The sequence below is a fragment of the Nocardioides luti genome, from assembly GCF_014212315.1.
Classification (GTDB): domain Bacteria; phylum Actinomycetota; class Actinomycetes; order Propionibacteriales; family Nocardioidaceae; genus Nocardioides; species Nocardioides luti.
Window position 1 is genome coordinate 3,691,158 of the sequence record NZ_JACKXE010000001.1, and the last position, 14,753, is coordinate 3,705,910.

The window sequence follows — 14,753 nt, forward strand, 5'->3', positions numbered from 1 at the left end:
CGAGGCTAGGGGCGGCCGGCAAGCCGGGCCGGCGGCCGCTCGACTAGCGTCGTGGCCGTGCAGGGGGTGCTGGAGGGGTTCGCGACGATCGGGGTCCTCATCGCCCTCGGGATGCTGCTCGCCCACGTCGGCATCATCGACCTCGCGGGCCAGCGGACCCTGTCCCGCCTGGCGTTCTACGTCGCCAGCCCGGCGCTGCTCATCACCGTCCTCGAGGACACCGACGTCACCGAGGTGTTCTCGCGCAACCTGGTCGCGACCGCCTCGGCGGTCGTCGTCACGGCCGGCCTCTACGTCCTGCTCGCGCGGCTCGTGCTGCACCGGGACCTGGCCGACACGGTCCTCGGCGCGCTGTGCGCGGCGTACGTCAACGCCGGCAACCTCGGGCTGCCCATCGCGGCCTACGTCCTCGGCGACGCGGCGTACGTCGCGCCCACGCTGCTCATGCAGCTGCTCGTCCTGCAGCCGCTGGCGCTGATGGTGATGGACTCGGCCGTCGCCGAGCGGCGGCTGTCCCTCGTGACGGTGCTGTCGCGGCCGCTGCGGACGCCGCTCATCGTGGGCTCGCTCTTCGGGCTCGCGGTGTCCGTGACGGGCATCGACCTGCCGCAGCCGGTGCACGACCCGCTCGCGCTCGTCGGCGGGATGGCGGTGCCGGCGATGCTGATCGCCTACGGCGTCTTCCTCCGGCTCGGGCCCCGCCCCGGCCAGGGCGCGGCGGTCGGTGAGATCGCGCTGATCACCGTGCTCAAGCTCGTGGTCCAGCCCCTCACGGCGTACGCCGTGGCGCGGTTCGCCCTGGGGCTCGAGGGTCACGCCCTGCTGTCGGTCGCGGTGCTCTCGGCACTGCCGACGGCGCAGAACGTCTTCGTGCACGCGTCGCGCTACGAGCGGGGCCTGGTGCTCTCGCGCGACGTCATCTTCCTGACCACGCTGCTCTCGGTGCCGACCGTCATCGCGATCACGGCGATGCTGGCCTGAGGGTCGGCGGCGGCGTCTACGCTCCCGGCATGCCCGTCGACCAGCCCGTCCATCGGCTGTCCCGTCGGGACGCCCGCCGGATCGCGGTGCGGGCGCAGCAGCTGGCCCGGCCGCGGCCGGGCGACCTGCTCGAGACCGTGCGCCGGCTGCCCGTGGTGCAGCTCGACCCGACCAACGCGGTCGCCCCCAGCGCCGACCTGGTCCTGTGGAGCAGGCTCGGCGCGTCGTACGACCCCCAGCAGCTGCGCGACGCCTGCGACGAGCTCTCGCTGGTCGAGCTGGACGGCATGGTGCGCCCGGCCGAGGACGTGCGTCTGCACCGCGGCGAGATGCAGCGCCGCCGCGACGGCGTGGACCTCGAGGAGTGGCAGGAGCAGCGCCGCGGCTGGGTGCTGGACAACAACGGCTGCCGGCGCGACATCCTCGAGCGGCTGCGTGCCGACGGACCACTGCCGCAGAAGGAGCTGCCCGACACCTGCGTGCGCCCGTGGCGCTCCAGCGGGTGGAACGACCACCGCAACGTCACGATGATGCTGGAGAGCCTGGTCCAGCGGGGCGAGGTGGCGGTCGCCGGCCGCCGGGGCCGGGACAAGCTCTTCGACCTCGCCGAGCGGGTCTACCCCGACGAGGAGGCGGTGCCGGTGGAGGAGGCCGCCCGCCTGCTCAACGAGCGCCGGCTCGCGGCGCTCGGCATCGCGCGAGCCAAGGGCCCGTCGATGCCGGGGGAGCCCAGCGACGTCGGTGCGGCCGGCGAGCCCGCCGTCATCGAGGGTGTGAAGGGGGAGTGGCGCGTCGACCCGGAGCAGCTGGGCCAGCCGTTCGCGGGCCGGGCCGCCCTCCTCTCGCCGCTCGACCGGCTGCTCCACGACCGCCGGCGGATGGCCGAGGTCTTCGAGTTCGAGTACGTCCTCGAGATGTACAAGCCCGCCGCCCAGCGCCGCTGGGGCTACTACGCGCTCCCGATCCTGTACGCCGACCGCCTGGTCGGGAAGCTCGACGCCCGGGCGGAGCGGGACCGCGGCGTCCTGCGCGTCGACGCCGTCCACCAGGACGTGCCCTTCACCGCGACCGTGGCCGCGGCGGTCGACCGCGAGATCGACGACCTGGCCCGGTGGCTCGGCCTGGAGCTCGAGCGGGCCTGAGCGCCGGTTGAACCGTTCGCGCCCCGCCGACGTGTCCTCCCCAGGAGGTGGGACATGACCACGACACCCGCGCCGGTACGCCGGCACCGCACCACCCTCGCCCTCGCGGCCGCCACGGGAGCGGCCGCGCTGGCGCTGACGGCACTCGCCCCGGCCGGGCCGGCCGACGCCGGCGACGACGCCAGGCCCTCGGGGGCCACCCACCGGGCGGCCCAGCGGCTGGAGGCGGTGCTGCGCCCCAGCGGCGACCCGGACGGCTCCGGCGAGGCGCACCTGACCCTGAACCAGGCCCGCGGGCGGGTCTGCGCGACGATCACCTGGCAGGACGTGGCGACCCCCGACTCCGCGCACGTCCACCGCCGCTCGGACGGCCAGGTCGTCGTCGACCTGAGCGACGCCGTCACCGGTGGGCCGCGGTGCACCACCGGGGTGGGCCACCGCACGATCGGCCGGATCCTGGCGCACCCGCGGAGGTACTACGTGAACGTCCACAACGCGACGTACCCCGCCGGTGCGATCCAGGGCACCCTGCACCGCTGACGGGAGGACACTGGGGGACGTGGCGGGAGGAGGGCCGGTGACCGGCGACCAGGTCACGCTGATGCAGCAGCTGCACGACGAGCACGCGGCTGCGCTCTGGGGCTACTGCGTCCGGCTGACCGGGCACGACCGCGCCCGCGCCGAGGACGTCGCGCAGGAGACGCTCCTGCGCGCCTGGCGCCACGCCGAGGTGCTGGACGAGTCGCACGGCTCGGTGCGGGCCTGGCTCTTCACGGTCGCGCGCAACCTGGTGATCGACGACTGGCGCAGCCGCCGCCACCAGCACGAGCTCGCGGTCGCGGAGGTCCCGGAGCCCGGCGACCCGGTCGACCGCACCGACCAGCTGCTGCTGTCGTGGACTGTGGCGGAGGCCCTCTCCCAGCTGTCCGCCGAGCACCGTGCGGTCCTGCGCGAGTGCTACTACGGTGGCCGCTCGGTGGCCGAGGCCGCACGACGGCTCGGGATCCCGGAGGGCACCGTGAAGTCACGGACGCACTACGCGCTGCGGGCCCTGCGGCTCGCGCTCGAGGAGATGGGGGTCGGCAGGTGACGTGTCCCCACCAGCACCTCGACGGCGCCTACGTGCTCGGCGCGCTCGCCCCGGCCGAGCGCCAGGAGTTCGAGCAGCACCTCACCACGTGCGCCGACTGCTCCCGCGCCGTGCGCGAGCTCGCGGGCCTGCCCGGACTCCTCGGGCACGTCGACCCGGCCGCCCTCGACGACACCCCGGCGGGCGGCGCCGACGCCGACGTCCCCGCGACGCTCCTGCCCGCCCTCGTCCGGGAGGTACGCCGCACGGGTCGCCGTCGGCGCTGGGCGGCTGCCGGGCTGGCCGCGGCCGCCACCGTGCTGGTGGTCCTCGGATCGCTGGCTGCAGCAGGGGTCCTGGGCGGCGGCGACGAGCCGGGCCCCACGGCGCCGCCGGTCGCCACCGCGGCCCGGTCGATGGCCCAGGTCGAGCCCGGCCCGGTCACCGCCACCGTGTCGTTCACCGACGTGGCGTGGGGGACGCGGCTGGATCTCGTGTGCTCCTACTCCCGGCTGCTCTACGCCAGCGGGGCAGCCCGCCCCACGGCGTACGCCCTGGTCGTGACGACGCGCGACGGCCGCACCGAGCAGGTCGCGACGTGGCGGGCGCTGCCCGGGCGGACGATGACGCTCGAGGCCGCGACCGCGGCCCGCCGCTCCGACATCACGGCCGTGGAGGTCCGCACCGCCGCCGGTGAGCCCGTGCTGCGCCTGGCCACCTGACCCGGCCGGTGAACCGCGCGTCGGCCCTCGTCGTATGCACGGGCACACCCCACGAGAGGCAGGCGCCATGGAGCACGACGCACAGGGATTCTCACGCCGCGGACTCATGGTCGCGGGGGCCGGCACCGCGCTCGCGGTGACCGTCGTGGCCGGCTGCAGCAGCAGTGACGGCACGACGGCCGCGGACCCGGGCGGCTCGCCGAACGCCTCGCCGACCACCTCAACCCCCAAGGACGGCTCGCTCGCGCAGCTGGCCGACATCCCGGTCGGGGGCGCGGTCTCCGCGACCGGCCCCGACGGCAAGCCCGTGATCGTCGCGCAGCCCACCGCCGGCAAGGTGGTCGCCTTCTCGGCGATCTGCACCCACCAGGGCTGCACGGTCGCTCCGCAGGGCTCGGTCATCAAGTGCCCCTGCCACGGCTCGACCTACGACCTCGCGACCGGCGACAACACCGGCGGACCGGCGCCTTCGCCACTCGCCGCGATCCCGGTCACGGTCCGGGACGGTGCGGTCGTCGAGGCCTGAGCCCCGGCCGGCGCCGGCTGGTCAGCGCACGGTGACCCGGCCGTCGACGACGTCCCAGCGCTGGTCGAGCGCGACGGACTCGAGCAGCCGCCGGTCGTGCGAGACGAGCAGGAGCGCGCCGTCGTAGCCCGCCAGCGCCTCCTCGAGCTGCTCGATCGCCGGCAGGTCGAGGTGGTTGGTCGGCTCGTCGAGGACGAGCAGGTTGACGCCGCGGGCCTGCAGCAGGGCGAGCCCGGCCCGGGTCCGCTCGCCTGGGGAGAGGCGGTCGACGCGGCTGCCCACCTGGTCGGCCTTGAGGCCGAACTTCGCGAGCAGGGTGCGCACGTCCGCGGGGCTGAGGTCGGGTACGGCGGCCTCGACCGCGTCCCCCAGCAGCGCGTCCTCCGCGAGCCCGGTGCGGGCCTGGTCGATCTCGCCCACGGCGACCGAGGCACCCAGCGCGGCCGACCCGGTGTCGGGCGCCAGGCGGCCGAGCAGCAGCCGCAGCAGCGTGGTCTTGCCGGCGCCGTTCGGGCCGGTGATGCCGATGCGGTCCCGCGCGTTGACCTGCAGGCTGGCCGGCCCGAAGCGGAAGTCGCCGAGCGCGACGGCCGCCTCGTTGAGCGTCGCCACCACCGAGCTCGAGCGCGGCGCGGAGCCGATGCTGAACTGCAGCACCCACTCCTTGCGCGGCTCCTCGACCTCGTCGAGCCGGGCGATCCGCGACTCCATCTGGCGGACCTTCTGGGCCTGCTTCTCCGACGACTCCATGCTGGCCTTGCGGCGGATCTTGTCGTTGTCCGGGCTCTTCTTCATCGCGTTGCGCACGCCCTGCGAGCTCCACTCCCGCTGGGTGCGCGCCCGGCCGACCAGGTCGGCCTTCGTGGCGGCGTACTCCTCGTAGGCCTCGCGGGCGTGCCGACGGGCGATCGCGCGCTCCTCGAGGAACGCGTCGTAGCCACCGTCGTAGACCGCCACCTGGTGCTGGGCGAGGTCCAGCTCGACGATCCGGGTCACGCACCGGGAGAGGAACTCGCGGTCGTGCGAGACCAGGACGACGCCGGCGCGCAGGCCGCGGACGAAGGCCTCGAGCCGCTCGAGGCCGGCGAGGTCGAGGTCGTTGGTGGGCTCGTCGAGCAGCACCACGTCGAAGCGGCTGAGCAGCAGCGCCGCCAGCGCGGCCCGGGCCGCCTGGCCGCCGGACAGCGACGTCATCAGGGCGTCGGTGCCGGTGTCGAGGCCGAGGTCCGCGAGCACCGGCCCGATCCGGTCGTCGAGGTCCGAGGCACCGCTGGCCAGCCAGTGGTCGAGCGCCACGGCGTACTCGTCGGCGGCCGTGGGGGAGTCGGAGCCCAGCGCCTCGGCGGTCGCCTCCATCGCCTCCGTCGCCGCGGCGGTGCCGGTGCGTCGGGCCAGGTAGCCCGCCACGGTCTCGCCGGGCACCCGCTCGTGCTCCTGCGGGAGCCAGCCGACGAAGGCGTCGGACGGCGCGGCCGAGACGGTGCCGTCGAGCGGCTCGGTCGCACCGGCGAGGATCCGCAGCAGCGTCGACTTGCCGGCCCCGTTGGCCCCCACGACGCCGACGACGTCGCCGGGAGCGACGGTCAGGTCGAGCGCCTCGAAGAGGGTGCGGTGGGCGTGGCCCCCGGACAGGTTCTTCGCGACGAGGGTGGCACTCACCCGCCGATCGTAGGGCCGGGCGCCTCACCCCGGGGGGCGGGGTCGCGCCGGTCGTGGCGCGGGTACGGACGACGCGGAGCGCCCTCGCGCCCCGACCCCCGATCGAGGAGACCCATGTCCACCGACGCCATCGTCCTGCTCAAGGACGAGCACAAGCTGATCCGCAAGGCCTTCACCGACTTCGAGAAGGCCGGCGAGAACGCGCACGCCGCCCAGGGTGCCGCCGTCGACCGGATCATCGAGCTGCTGACGGTCCACACGTTCATCGAGAACGAGGTGATGTACCCCCGCGTCCGCGAGCTGCTCCCCGACCTGGAGGACGACGTCCTCGAGTCCTACGAGGAGCACCACGTCGCCGACGTCCTGGTCGTCGAGCTGGCCGCCCTGAAGCCCGGTGCCGAGCGCTTCGTCGCCAAGACCACCGTGCTCATCGAGAACGTCCGGCACCACATGGACGAGGAGGAGCAGGAGTGGTTCCCGAAGGTCCGCGAGGGCCTCGGCCGCAAGGCACTCCAGGAGCTCGGCGCCGCCATGGTCGAGGCCCGCAAGACCGCCCCGCGGAGCCCGTCGCAGCCCAGCGCCCTCAAGAAGACGATCGACGCGGTCATCTCCTGACCGGCCCTCGCACCCCCACCCCGCCCCCGCACCAGCAAGCCACGCCGGCCCCGCCGGCAGGCAGGAGCGCACGATGAAGGCAGTCACCTGGCACGGCAAGCGCGACGTCCGCGTCGAGGAGGTCCCGGACCCCACGATCCAGGAGTCCACGGACGCGATCATCCGGATCACGTCCAGCGGGCTCTGCGGCTCGGACCTGCACCTCTACGAGACCCTCGGCCCGTTCATGGGGCAGGGCGACGTGCTCGGCCACGAGCCGATGGGCATCGTCGAGGAGGTCGGTGCCGACACCGGTGACCTCGCGGTCGGCGACCGCGTCGTCGTTCCCTTCCAGATCTGCTGCGGGCACTGCTGGATGTGCCGGCAGGGCCTGCACACCCAGTGCGAGACCACGCAGGTCCGGGAGCAGGGCACGGGCGCGGCCCTCTTCGGCTTCAGCAAGCTGTACGGCGAGGTGCCGGGTGCGCAGGCGGAGCTGCTGCGGGTGCCGCAGGCGCAGTTCATGCCGATCAAGGTCCCCGTGGGCCCGCCGGACGAGCGCTTCCTGTTCCTCTCCGACGTGCTCCCGACGGCCTGGCAGTCCGTGGCGTACGCCGACACCCCGCAGGGCGGCACCCTGCTGGTGCTCGGCCTCGGCCCGATCGGCGACATGGCCTGCCGGATCGCCCTGCACCAGGGGCTGCGCGTGATCGGCGTCGACCTGGTGCCCGAGCGACTCGCCCGGGTGAAGGGTCGCGGCGCCGAGGTCATCGACCTCTCGGCGGTCGACGACGTGGGCGAGGAGGTGCGCTCCCTCACGCAGGGGCGCGGCGCGGACGCCGTCATCGACGCGGTCGGCATGGAGGCGCACGGCTCCCCGGTCGCCGAGCTGGGCCAGAAGCTCTTCAACGTGCTGCCGAAGCGGCTCTCCGCGGCGATCATGGACAAGGCCGGCCTCGACCGGATGAACGCGATCTACACCGCCATCGACGCGGTGCGACGCGGTGGCACGGTCTCGCTGATCGGTGTCTACGGCGGCCAGAGCGACCCGATGCCGATGCTCACGATGTTCGACAAGCAGCTGCAGCTCCGGATGGGCCAGGCCAACGTCAAGCGCTGGGTCGACGACATCATGCCGCTGCTCACCGACGACGCCGACCCGCTCGGCACGGAGGACTTCGCGACGCACCAGGTGCCGCTGAGCGACGCGCCGGCGGCGTACGAGAGCTTCCAGAAGAAGCAGGACGGGACGATCAAGGTCGTCTTCAAGCCCTGATCGGCGCTCAGCCCGGCCCCGTCGTCCCGCCCGGGACGGCGGGGCCGTGGTCGTTGCGCCCACCCGGACGGGTGAAAACCGGGACGGATGCCCCTCCCCACGTGAACGGACGATCCTCGTCGGGTACGCCTGAGGGAGACCACCTGACCTCGATCCAGGGAGAACCATGAGCGACGAGAACCAGAAGAACGGCCACAACCTGCACGTCGTGGACAGCCAGGGCGACGGCCGGCCGGTCGTGCTGATCCACGGCTGGCCGCTGTCCGGCGCGTCCTGGTCCGAGCAGGTCCCCGCCCTCAAGGACGCGGGCTACCGCGTCGTGACCTACGACCGCCGCGGCTTCGGCCAGTCCGACCCCGGCGACGGCTACGGGTACGACGCCCTCGCGGACGACCTCGACAACATCCTCACCGACCTCGACCTGAGCGACGTCACGCTCGTCGGGTTCTCGATGGGCGGCGGCGAGATCGCCCGCTACGTCTCGCGGCACGGCGAGGACCGGCTGCACAGCGTGGTCTTCGCGGCCGCGGTGCCGCCGTACCTCCTCCAGTCCGACGACAACCCGGACGGCCCGCTCACCGTGGAGGCCGCCGGCGAGATGAGGGCCGGGCTCGAGCAGGACCGCGACGCGTTCTTCGACGAGTTCACGACCGCCTTCTTCTCCGCGGGCGACGACCTCAAGGTCACCGAGGAGCAGCGCCAGGACGCCATCACGCTGGCGCAGCAGTCGGACCAGGAGGCGGCGCTCGGCTGCATGGAGGCCTTCGGCACGACCGACTTCCGTGAGGACCTGCCGAAGATCACCGTCCCCACGCTGGTGATCCACGGCGACAGCGACGGCACCGTGCCGTTCGAGGGCTCCGGCAAGCGCACCCACGAGGCGATCGAGGGCAGCGAGCTGGTCGTCGTCGAGGGCGGGCCGCACGGGCTCAACGTCAGCCACGCCGACGAGTTCAACCGCGCGCTGCTGGCCTTCCTGGAGAAGTAGCCACCCGCACGTCACGAGGGCCCCACCGCGATCGCGGTGGGGCCCTCGTCGTACGTCGGAGGGGTCAGCCCAGGGGAGCGGTGAGCTCGATGTTGATGTCGTCGGGGTCCTGGAAGGACAGGATCGCCAGCCCGGCGTCCGGCAGGTCGATGATCTCGCCGTGGGCGATGCCGGCCTCGGCGAGCCCGGCCTCGGCCCGGACGAGCTCGTCGCGCGAGTCGACGGCGAAGCTCACGTGGTCGAGCCCCGTGGTCGCCGAGTCGAAGGTCTGCGAGCCGACCGGGCGCAGGCCGAAGAGGGTGCCCTGCGGGGTCTGGTAGATCACGCCGCCGTAGAACTGCTCCGGCGACTCCTTGACGCCGGGCTCGTCGGTCTTGTCGGAGGCGTCGATGGCGGCGGGCCAGCCGAAGACCTGGTCGTAGAAGGCCCGGGACCGGGCGATGTCGGTGACGGTGAGGCGGACATGGGCGTAGCCGGTGCTGTTCACGATGCTCATGCGTCCTGCGTACCCGATGCCCGGTTGCCGACACCGGCCGTCCCCTTTCACCCGCTCGCTACGCTGGCGGCCTGATGAACGAGTGGGTGATGGTGGCGATCGGCCTCGTGCTGACCGTGGGCACCGGCCTGTTCGTCGCCTCCGAGTTCGCCCTGGTCAACCTCGACCGCCACGACCTGGAGAGCCGCGCCGAGCGCGGCGAGAAGGGCCTCGGTCCCACGATCCGGGCGCTGCGCATCACCTCGACGCACCTGTCCAGCGCCCAGCTCGGGATCACGCTCACCACCCTGCTCACCGGCTACACCTTCGAGCCGGCGGTCAGCTCGCTGCTGGAGTCGCCGCTGACGGGGGCCGGCGTGCCGGAGGGGGTCGTCCCGGTGGTCGGTGGTGTCGTCGGGGTGGTGCTCGCCACGCTCTTCTCGATGGTCATCGGCGAGCTGGTGCCGAAGAACTTCGCGCTCGCGGTCCCGCTCGCGACCGCGAAGGTGGTCGTGCCCTTCCAGGCTGCCTTCACCGCGCTCTTCCGCCCCGTGGTGCTGCTGCTCAACAACACCGCGAACGCGATCCTGCGCTCGTTCGGCGTCGAGCCGCAGGAGGAGCTGAGCGGTGCCCGCAGCGCCGACGAGCTGACCTACCTGATCCGGCACTCCGCGTCCGCCGGCATGCTCGAGCAGGACGACGCGACCCTGCTCGACCGGACCCTGCGCTTCTCGACCCGGGACGCCGCCGACCTGATGACGCCGCGGGTCCGGATGGCCGCCGTGGCTCTCGACGACACGGCGGCCGAGATCGTCGCGCTGTCGTCGCGCACGGGCTTCTCCCGGCTCCCGGTCCTGGACGCGGGCCCCGACGACATCGTCGGCCTCGTCCACGTGAAGCGGGCCTTCGCGGTGCCGCTCGCGGACCGGCACACCACCACGGCGGCCGACCTCATGGTGCCCGCCCTCCGGGTCCCCGAGACCCTCGGCGCCGACGGCCTGCTGACCGTGCTCCGGGCGCGAGGACCGCAGCTCGCGGTCGTCACCGACGAGCACGGCGGGACCGCCGGCGTCGTCACCCTCGAGGACCTGGTCGAGGAGATCGTGGGGGAGCTCGAGGACGAGCACGACCGGGCCGCTCCCGCCGTCACCCGTCGCGGCGGCTCGGTGTCCTTCGACGCGTCCTGGCGACCCGACGAGCTGCTCGACCGCACCGGGGTCGTGGTGCCCGCGTCGGACGACTGGGACACCGTCGCGGGGTACGTCGTCCACGTCCTCGGCCGGCTGCCCGAGGTCGGCGACGAGGTCGTGACCGACGCGGGCACGCTGCGGGTCGAGCGGGTCGACGGCGCCCGGATCGTCCGGCTGGAGGCCTCCCGTGGGTGACTACCTGCCCGGCCTGCTCTGGCTCGTCGTGCTGCTGGCCGGCAACGCGTTCTTCGTCGGCGCGGAGTTCGCCGTGATCTCCGCGCGCCGCAGCCAGGTCGAGCCGCTCGCCGCCGACGGCAGCCGCGCGGCCCGCACCACGCTCTGGGCGATGGAGCACGCGACGCTGATGCTCGCGACCTCCCAGCTCGGCATCACGATCTGCTCGCTGCTGATCCTCACCGTCTCCGAGCCGGCCATCCACCACCTGCTGGAGCACCCGCTGGGCCTCACCGGGCTCTCCGCCGAGGCGACCAGCGTGACGGCGTTCGTCGTGGCGCTGCTGCTGGTGACCTTCCTGCACGTGGTGCTCGGCGAGATGGTGCCGAAGAACCTCTCCTTCTCGGTCCCGGACCGCGCCGCACTGGTCCTGGCGCCCCCGCTGGTCGCCGTATCCCGGGTGTTCCGCCCGCTCATCGCCGCCCTCAACTGGCTGGCCAACGTGGCCCTGCGGGCCGCGGGCGTGGAGCCGAAGGACGAGGCGACGAGCACCTTCACGCTCGAGGAGGTCGAGGGGATCGTGGCCCAGTCGCGTCGCGAGGGCACCCTGGACGACGCGGCCGGCACGCTGGCCGGTGCCTTCGAGTTCACCGACCTCACCGTCGCCGAGGTCGCGGTGCCGCTGGCCGACGTCGTGCTGCTGGGTCCGGGCGCCACACCGGCCGACGTGCAGGCCGCGGTGGTGGCGCACGGGCACTCGCGCTACGTCGTCGCGGACGCGGACGGCGCCCCCGTGGGCTACCTCCACATGAAGGACGTCATGGACCTGGGCGCCGACGACTTCGCGGACCCGGTCCCGGCCAAGCGGGTGCGCCGGCTCGTGGCGGTCGCCCTCGACGCCGGGCTCGAGGAGGGGCTCGCCCGCCTGCGGCGCCACGGGTCGCACCTCGCGATCGGGGTCGACGCGGCCGGCGTGCCGCAGGGCGTGCTGTTCCTCGAGGACGTGCTCGAGGTGCTCGTCGGCGAGGTCGACGACGTGGCCTGAGCGCCGTCCCGCACGCCCCGGCCGCGCTAGCGTCGGGGCATGACCGACTACGGACACGACCTGCAGTTCGGGACGTTCCTCACGCCCGACGCCGCCCAGCCGGAGCGGGTGGTCGAGCTCGCCGCGCTGACCGAGGTCGCCGGCCTCGAGCTCGCCACGGTGCAGGACCACCCGTACCAGGCGCGGTTCCTCGACGTCTTCAGCCTGCTCGGCGCGATGCTCGGCCGGACCACCACGCTGCGGGTCGCGCCCAACGTCGCCAACCTGCCGCTGCGCCCGCCGTACGTCCTCGCCCGCACGGTCGCCAGCCTCGACCTGCTCAGCCGCGGCCGGGTCGAGCTCGGTCTCGGCGCCGGCGCGTTCTGGGACGCGATCGTCGCCGCCGGCGGCCCACGGCGTACGCCCGGCGAGGCGCTCGCCGCGCTCGCCGAGGCCGTCGACGTGGTCCGGGCGACCTGGGACACCGGGCAGCGCTCGCTGCGCCACGAAGGTGCGCACTACCGCGTGGTGGGGGCGCACCCCGGCCCGGCACCCGCCCACGACGTCGAGATCTGGCTGGGCGCGATCGGGCCGCGGATGCTCGCGCTGACCGGGCGGGTCGCCGACGGCTGGCTGCCGAGCATGTCCTACGTGCCGCCGGCCACCCTCTCCGAGCGGAACGCACGCATCGACGACGCGGCGCTCGCGGCCGGCCGCGACCCGGTCGCGGTCCGGCGGCTCTACAACGTGAATGCGTCCCCGGGCGGCGGCGAGCCGGGGCTCGTCGGCTCGGCGACCGACTGGGCCGAGCAGCTGGCCGGGCTGGTGCTCGAGCACGGGATGAGCACCTTCCTGCTCGCGACCGACGACCCCGCAGCGATCCGCCGCTTCGGTGACGAGGTCGCCCCCGCGGTGCGGGAGCACGTCGACGCCGCCCGGCGCGGGGCGGCCCCGGCCGACGCGGCGGCGGTCCTCGCACCCGCCGCGCCCCCGACCGCCACGGCGTCCACCGGCGTCCCGAGCGGGCTCGGCGTCCGCCCGACCGTCGACGACGGCACCCGCCGCTCGACCGAGCAGCCCTGGGACGAGACCACGCGCCCGACGTACGTCCCTGCCGACCCGGACCGCGTCTACACCGCCCACGAGGAGGCCACCGCCCAGCACCTCGTCGACGTGCACGACCACCTCCGCGGCGAGCTGGCCCAGCTCTTCGACGTCATCGGCCAGGTCGAGGCCGGCAGCCTGGACGCGGGCCGGGCGCGCTCGCTGATCAACACGATGACCATGCGGCAGAACAACTGGACCCTCGGCGCGTACTGCGAGTCCTACTGCCGCGTGGTGACCACGCACCACACGATCGAGGACACCTCGATGTTCCCGCACCTGCGCGCCCGCGACGCCGCGCTGGTCCCGGTCATCGACCGGCTCGAGGCGGAGCACCACGTCATCGCGGACGTGCTCGACCAGGTCGACCGGGCGCTGGTCGCGGTCGTGTCGGGGCCGGGCGGCCTCCCGCAATTGCGGGCCGCGGTCGACCTGCTGGCCGACACGATGGCCTCGCACCTGGCCTACGAGGAGCGGATGCTGCTCGAGCCGCTCGCGAGGTTCGGCTTCGCCTGAGCGGGCTCCCGCTCGCTGTCCCACAGCCGGAGGAGGAGGTACGCCGCCAGCGCGCCGAGCAGGTGCCAGACGGCGTGCCCCTGGAGCCACGAGTGCGGGTCGCACCAGCCGTGCTGCGACAGCGTCCAGATGACGAGGGCGACCACCATGGCGGCGAGCGCCCCGGTGCCCCACCGCAGGTCGATCCGGGTCCGGCCCCGCCGCCACAGCAGCACCTCCAGCACGACCGCCGCCAGCAGCAGTGCGCCGAAGGCGACGTTCCCGGCGAACATCACCACGGGGACCCGTCCCGGGACCGACCCGACCAGCTCGCAGCCGGCGACGCCCAGCGAGAAGACCTGGGCCAGGAAGACGCGGTCCCGCCCGCACCAGCGGGTCAGGGCGTAGGCCGCGGCGAACGACGCGACGACGTACATGCTGAGCGTGTCGAGGTGGCCGCCCAGCGACGACTGGGTCGCGTGCATCGCGGCGCTGCCGGGGCCGAGCAGCACCACGCCGCAGGCGTACGCCGTGGCGACACCGGGCCGGGAGGCCAGCACCGAGCCGGGGCGGGCGGGGGCGCCGGCCCGCCACGCGACGAGGAGTCCGGCGAGCACGAACCCGGCGTTGGAGAGCGTGTTCGCGGGCTGGCGCACCAGGCCGTCGCGCGCCGCCTCGCAGAAGGTGGCCCCGCGCCCGACGTCCGGCCCGAGCCAGCCCCCGCCGATCGCCAGGGCCAGCAGGGCGACGGAGCCGAGCGCCACCGCCGCGGTGACCGCCAGCGGTCGGAGGGAGCGGTGCGGCACCCGCCCACCGTAGAGGAGCCGGGGTCCGTGGGGGTGAGCCGGAGGGGCTGGGGTGGCGGGCTAGGTTCGAGGCATGAGCGAAGACCAGCTGCAGCCCGAAGACACCCTCGACGACCGCGGGGTCGCTGACGTGCTCGACGAGGGCATCTCACCGCCCGAGCGCCCGCGCGGCGTGTTCGCGAAGGGCGTCACCGACCGCGAGCAGCTCGAGGGCGAGACCATCGACGAGCGGGTCGCCCAGGAGGAGCCGGAGGTCTGGGAGCAGGCCGAGGCCGAGGCGGACGCCGAGGTGGTCGACGGCGACGTGACCGGCGAGGTCGGCACCGAGCGCACCGGCCGCCTGCTCGCGGACGGGGCGGACGACGACCGCTTCGCCGCGGACGAGGGCATCGACGGCGCCGGTGCGAGCGCCGAGGAAGCCGCGATGCACACGATCGAGGAGTGACCGGCGAGGAGTGACCGGCAAGGACTCACCCGCCGATCACCCGGAGCGCCCAGCACGACGGCGCCCGACCGTCTCCGCGAGGA

Annotated in this window: 16 protein-coding genes; 13 read left to right on the top strand and 3 right to left on the bottom strand. The window is 74.0% G+C overall.

Annotated features, from left to right (window positions below; genetic code table 11):
• Window positions 1-51 precede the first annotated feature (51 nt).
• The 6 genes from H5V45_RS17520 to H5V45_RS17545 all read left to right on the top strand — a co-directional run bounded on the left by H5V45_RS17520 (window position 52) and on the right by H5V45_RS17545 (window position 4,440).
• The gene (locus H5V45_RS17520) at window positions 52-981 is read left to right on the top strand and encodes an AEC family transporter (protein WP_343061610.1); all 930 of its coding nucleotides are present in this window, start codon (window positions 52-54) and stop codon (window positions 979-981) included.
• A gap of 29 nt (window positions 982-1,010) precedes the next feature.
• Window positions 1,011-2,123, top strand: a complete 1,113-nt coding sequence (locus H5V45_RS17525) for a DNA glycosylase AlkZ-like family protein (protein ID WP_185254115.1) — start codon at window positions 1,011-1,013, stop codon at window positions 2,121-2,123.
• A gap of 54 nt (window positions 2,124-2,177) precedes the next feature.
• The gene (locus H5V45_RS17530; protein WP_185254116.1) at window positions 2,178-2,663 is read left to right on the top strand and encodes a CHRD domain-containing protein; all 486 of its coding nucleotides are present in this window, start codon (window positions 2,178-2,180) and stop codon (window positions 2,661-2,663) included.
• Between the two features lie 37 nt (window positions 2,664-2,700).
• Window positions 2,701-3,213, top strand: a complete 513-nt coding sequence (locus H5V45_RS17535; RefSeq protein WP_343061611.1) for a sigma-70 family RNA polymerase sigma factor — start codon at window positions 2,701-2,703, stop codon at window positions 3,211-3,213.
• Window positions 3,210-3,914, top strand: coding sequence for a zf-HC2 domain-containing protein (locus H5V45_RS17540; protein ID WP_185254117.1), 705 nt, complete (start codon window positions 3,210-3,212; stop codon window positions 3,912-3,914). Before H5V45_RS17535 ends, H5V45_RS17540 begins: the two co-directional genes overlap by 4 nt.
• A gap of 67 nt (window positions 3,915-3,981) precedes the next feature.
• On the top strand, window positions 3,982-4,440 hold the full coding sequence (locus H5V45_RS17545) for a Rieske (2Fe-2S) protein (RefSeq protein ID WP_185254118.1): 459 nt from the start codon (window positions 3,982-3,984) through the stop codon (window positions 4,438-4,440).
• A gap of 21 nt (window positions 4,441-4,461) precedes the next feature.
• Here H5V45_RS17545 and H5V45_RS17550 read toward each other — a convergent pair whose 3' ends face one another.
• The gene (locus H5V45_RS17550; RefSeq protein ID WP_185254119.1) at window positions 4,462-6,099 is read right to left on the bottom strand and encodes an ATP-binding cassette domain-containing protein; all 1,638 of its coding nucleotides are present in this window, start codon (window positions 6,097-6,099) and stop codon (window positions 4,462-4,464) included.
• 114 nt (window positions 6,100-6,213) lie between these two features.
• Between H5V45_RS17550 and H5V45_RS17555 the strand changes: the two genes are divergently transcribed.
• The 3 genes from H5V45_RS17555 to H5V45_RS17565 all read left to right on the top strand — a co-directional run bounded on the left by H5V45_RS17555 (window position 6,214) and on the right by H5V45_RS17565 (window position 8,957).
• Complete coding sequence (locus tag H5V45_RS17555; RefSeq protein ID WP_185254120.1) at window positions 6,214-6,714, top strand: hemerythrin domain-containing protein; 501 nt, start codon at window positions 6,214-6,216, stop codon at window positions 6,712-6,714.
• 73 nt (window positions 6,715-6,787) lie between these two features.
• Window positions 6,788-7,969 carry an alcohol dehydrogenase catalytic domain-containing protein gene (locus H5V45_RS17560; protein WP_185254121.1) on the top strand — a complete coding sequence of 394 codons (1,182 nt, stop codon included), beginning with the start codon at window positions 6,788-6,790 and terminating at the stop codon, window positions 7,967-7,969.
• A 166-nt stretch (window positions 7,970-8,135) separates the two neighbouring features.
• A complete protein-coding gene (locus H5V45_RS17565; RefSeq protein ID WP_185254122.1) occupies window positions 8,136-8,957 on the top strand; it encodes an alpha/beta fold hydrolase in 822 nt (273 codons plus the stop codon).
• A 64-nt stretch (window positions 8,958-9,021) separates the two neighbouring features.
• Here H5V45_RS17565 and H5V45_RS17570 read toward each other — a convergent pair whose 3' ends face one another.
• On the bottom strand, window positions 9,022-9,453 hold the full coding sequence (locus H5V45_RS17570; protein WP_185254123.1) for a VOC family protein: 432 nt from the start codon (window positions 9,451-9,453) through the stop codon (window positions 9,022-9,024).
• Window positions 9,454-9,527: 74 nt separating this feature from the next.
• Between H5V45_RS17570 and H5V45_RS17575 the strand changes: the two genes are divergently transcribed.
• The 3 genes from H5V45_RS17575 to H5V45_RS17585 are packed head-to-tail and all read left to right on the top strand — an operon-like array spanning window position 9,528 to window position 13,440.
• Window positions 9,528-10,817 (top strand): hemolysin family protein, encoded by a 1,290-nt coding sequence (locus H5V45_RS17575; protein ID WP_185254124.1) that lies wholly within the window; start codon window positions 9,528-9,530, stop codon window positions 10,815-10,817.
• Window positions 10,810-11,841 carry a CNNM domain-containing protein gene (locus H5V45_RS17580; RefSeq protein WP_185254125.1) on the top strand — a complete coding sequence of 344 codons (1,032 nt, stop codon included), beginning with the start codon at window positions 10,810-10,812 and terminating at the stop codon, window positions 11,839-11,841. Before H5V45_RS17575 ends, H5V45_RS17580 begins: the two co-directional genes overlap by 8 nt.
• Window positions 11,842-11,880: 39 nt before the next feature.
• Complete coding sequence (locus H5V45_RS17585; protein ID WP_185254126.1) at window positions 11,881-13,440, top strand: LLM class flavin-dependent oxidoreductase; 1,560 nt, start codon at window positions 11,881-11,883, stop codon at window positions 13,438-13,440.
• Here the strand turns inward: H5V45_RS17585 and H5V45_RS17590 are convergent.
• Window positions 13,389-14,225 (bottom strand): ceramidase domain-containing protein, encoded by an 837-nt coding sequence (locus H5V45_RS17590; RefSeq protein ID WP_185254127.1) that lies wholly within the window; start codon window positions 14,223-14,225, stop codon window positions 13,389-13,391. The two genes, H5V45_RS17585 and H5V45_RS17590, sit on opposite strands and share 52 nt — an antisense overlap.
• A gap of 73 nt (window positions 14,226-14,298) precedes the next feature.
• Here H5V45_RS17590 and H5V45_RS17595 point away from each other — a divergent pair, with 73 nt between their 5' ends.
• On the top strand, window positions 14,299-14,670 hold the full coding sequence (locus H5V45_RS17595) for a DUF5709 domain-containing protein (protein WP_185254128.1): 372 nt from the start codon (window positions 14,299-14,301) through the stop codon (window positions 14,668-14,670).
• Window positions 14,671-14,753 lie beyond the last annotated feature (83 nt).

What these genes read in the sequence shown, in the direction of transcription:
- H5V45_RS17530 (WP_185254116.1), top strand. Translation starts at nt 2,178, where the DNA reads ATGACCACGACACCCGCGCCGGTACGCCGGCACCGCACCACCCTCGCC.
- H5V45_RS17575 (WP_185254124.1), top strand. Translation starts at nt 9,528, where the DNA reads ATGAACGAGTGGGTGATGGTGGCGATCGGCCTCGTGCTGACCGTGGGC.
- H5V45_RS17570 (WP_185254123.1), bottom strand. Translation starts at nt 9,453, where the DNA reads ATGAGCATCGTGAACAGCACCGGCTACGCCCATGTCCGCCTCACCGTC.
- H5V45_RS17565 (WP_185254122.1), top strand. Translation starts at nt 8,136, where the DNA reads ATGAGCGACGAGAACCAGAAGAACGGCCACAACCTGCACGTCGTGGAC.
- H5V45_RS17560 (WP_185254121.1), top strand. Translation starts at nt 6,788, where the DNA reads ATGAAGGCAGTCACCTGGCACGGCAAGCGCGACGTCCGCGTCGAGGAG.
- H5V45_RS17555 (WP_185254120.1), top strand. Translation starts at nt 6,214, where the DNA reads ATGTCCACCGACGCCATCGTCCTGCTCAAGGACGAGCACAAGCTGATC.
- H5V45_RS17585 (WP_185254126.1), top strand. Translation starts at nt 11,881, where the DNA reads ATGACCGACTACGGACACGACCTGCAGTTCGGGACGTTCCTCACGCCC.
- H5V45_RS17545 (WP_185254118.1), top strand. Translation starts at nt 3,982, where the DNA reads ATGGAGCACGACGCACAGGGATTCTCACGCCGCGGACTCATGGTCGCG.
- H5V45_RS17595 (WP_185254128.1), top strand. Translation starts at nt 14,299, where the DNA reads ATGAGCGAAGACCAGCTGCAGCCCGAAGACACCCTCGACGACCGCGGG.
- H5V45_RS17525 (WP_185254115.1), top strand. Translation starts at nt 1,011, where the DNA reads ATGCCCGTCGACCAGCCCGTCCATCGGCTGTCCCGTCGGGACGCCCGC.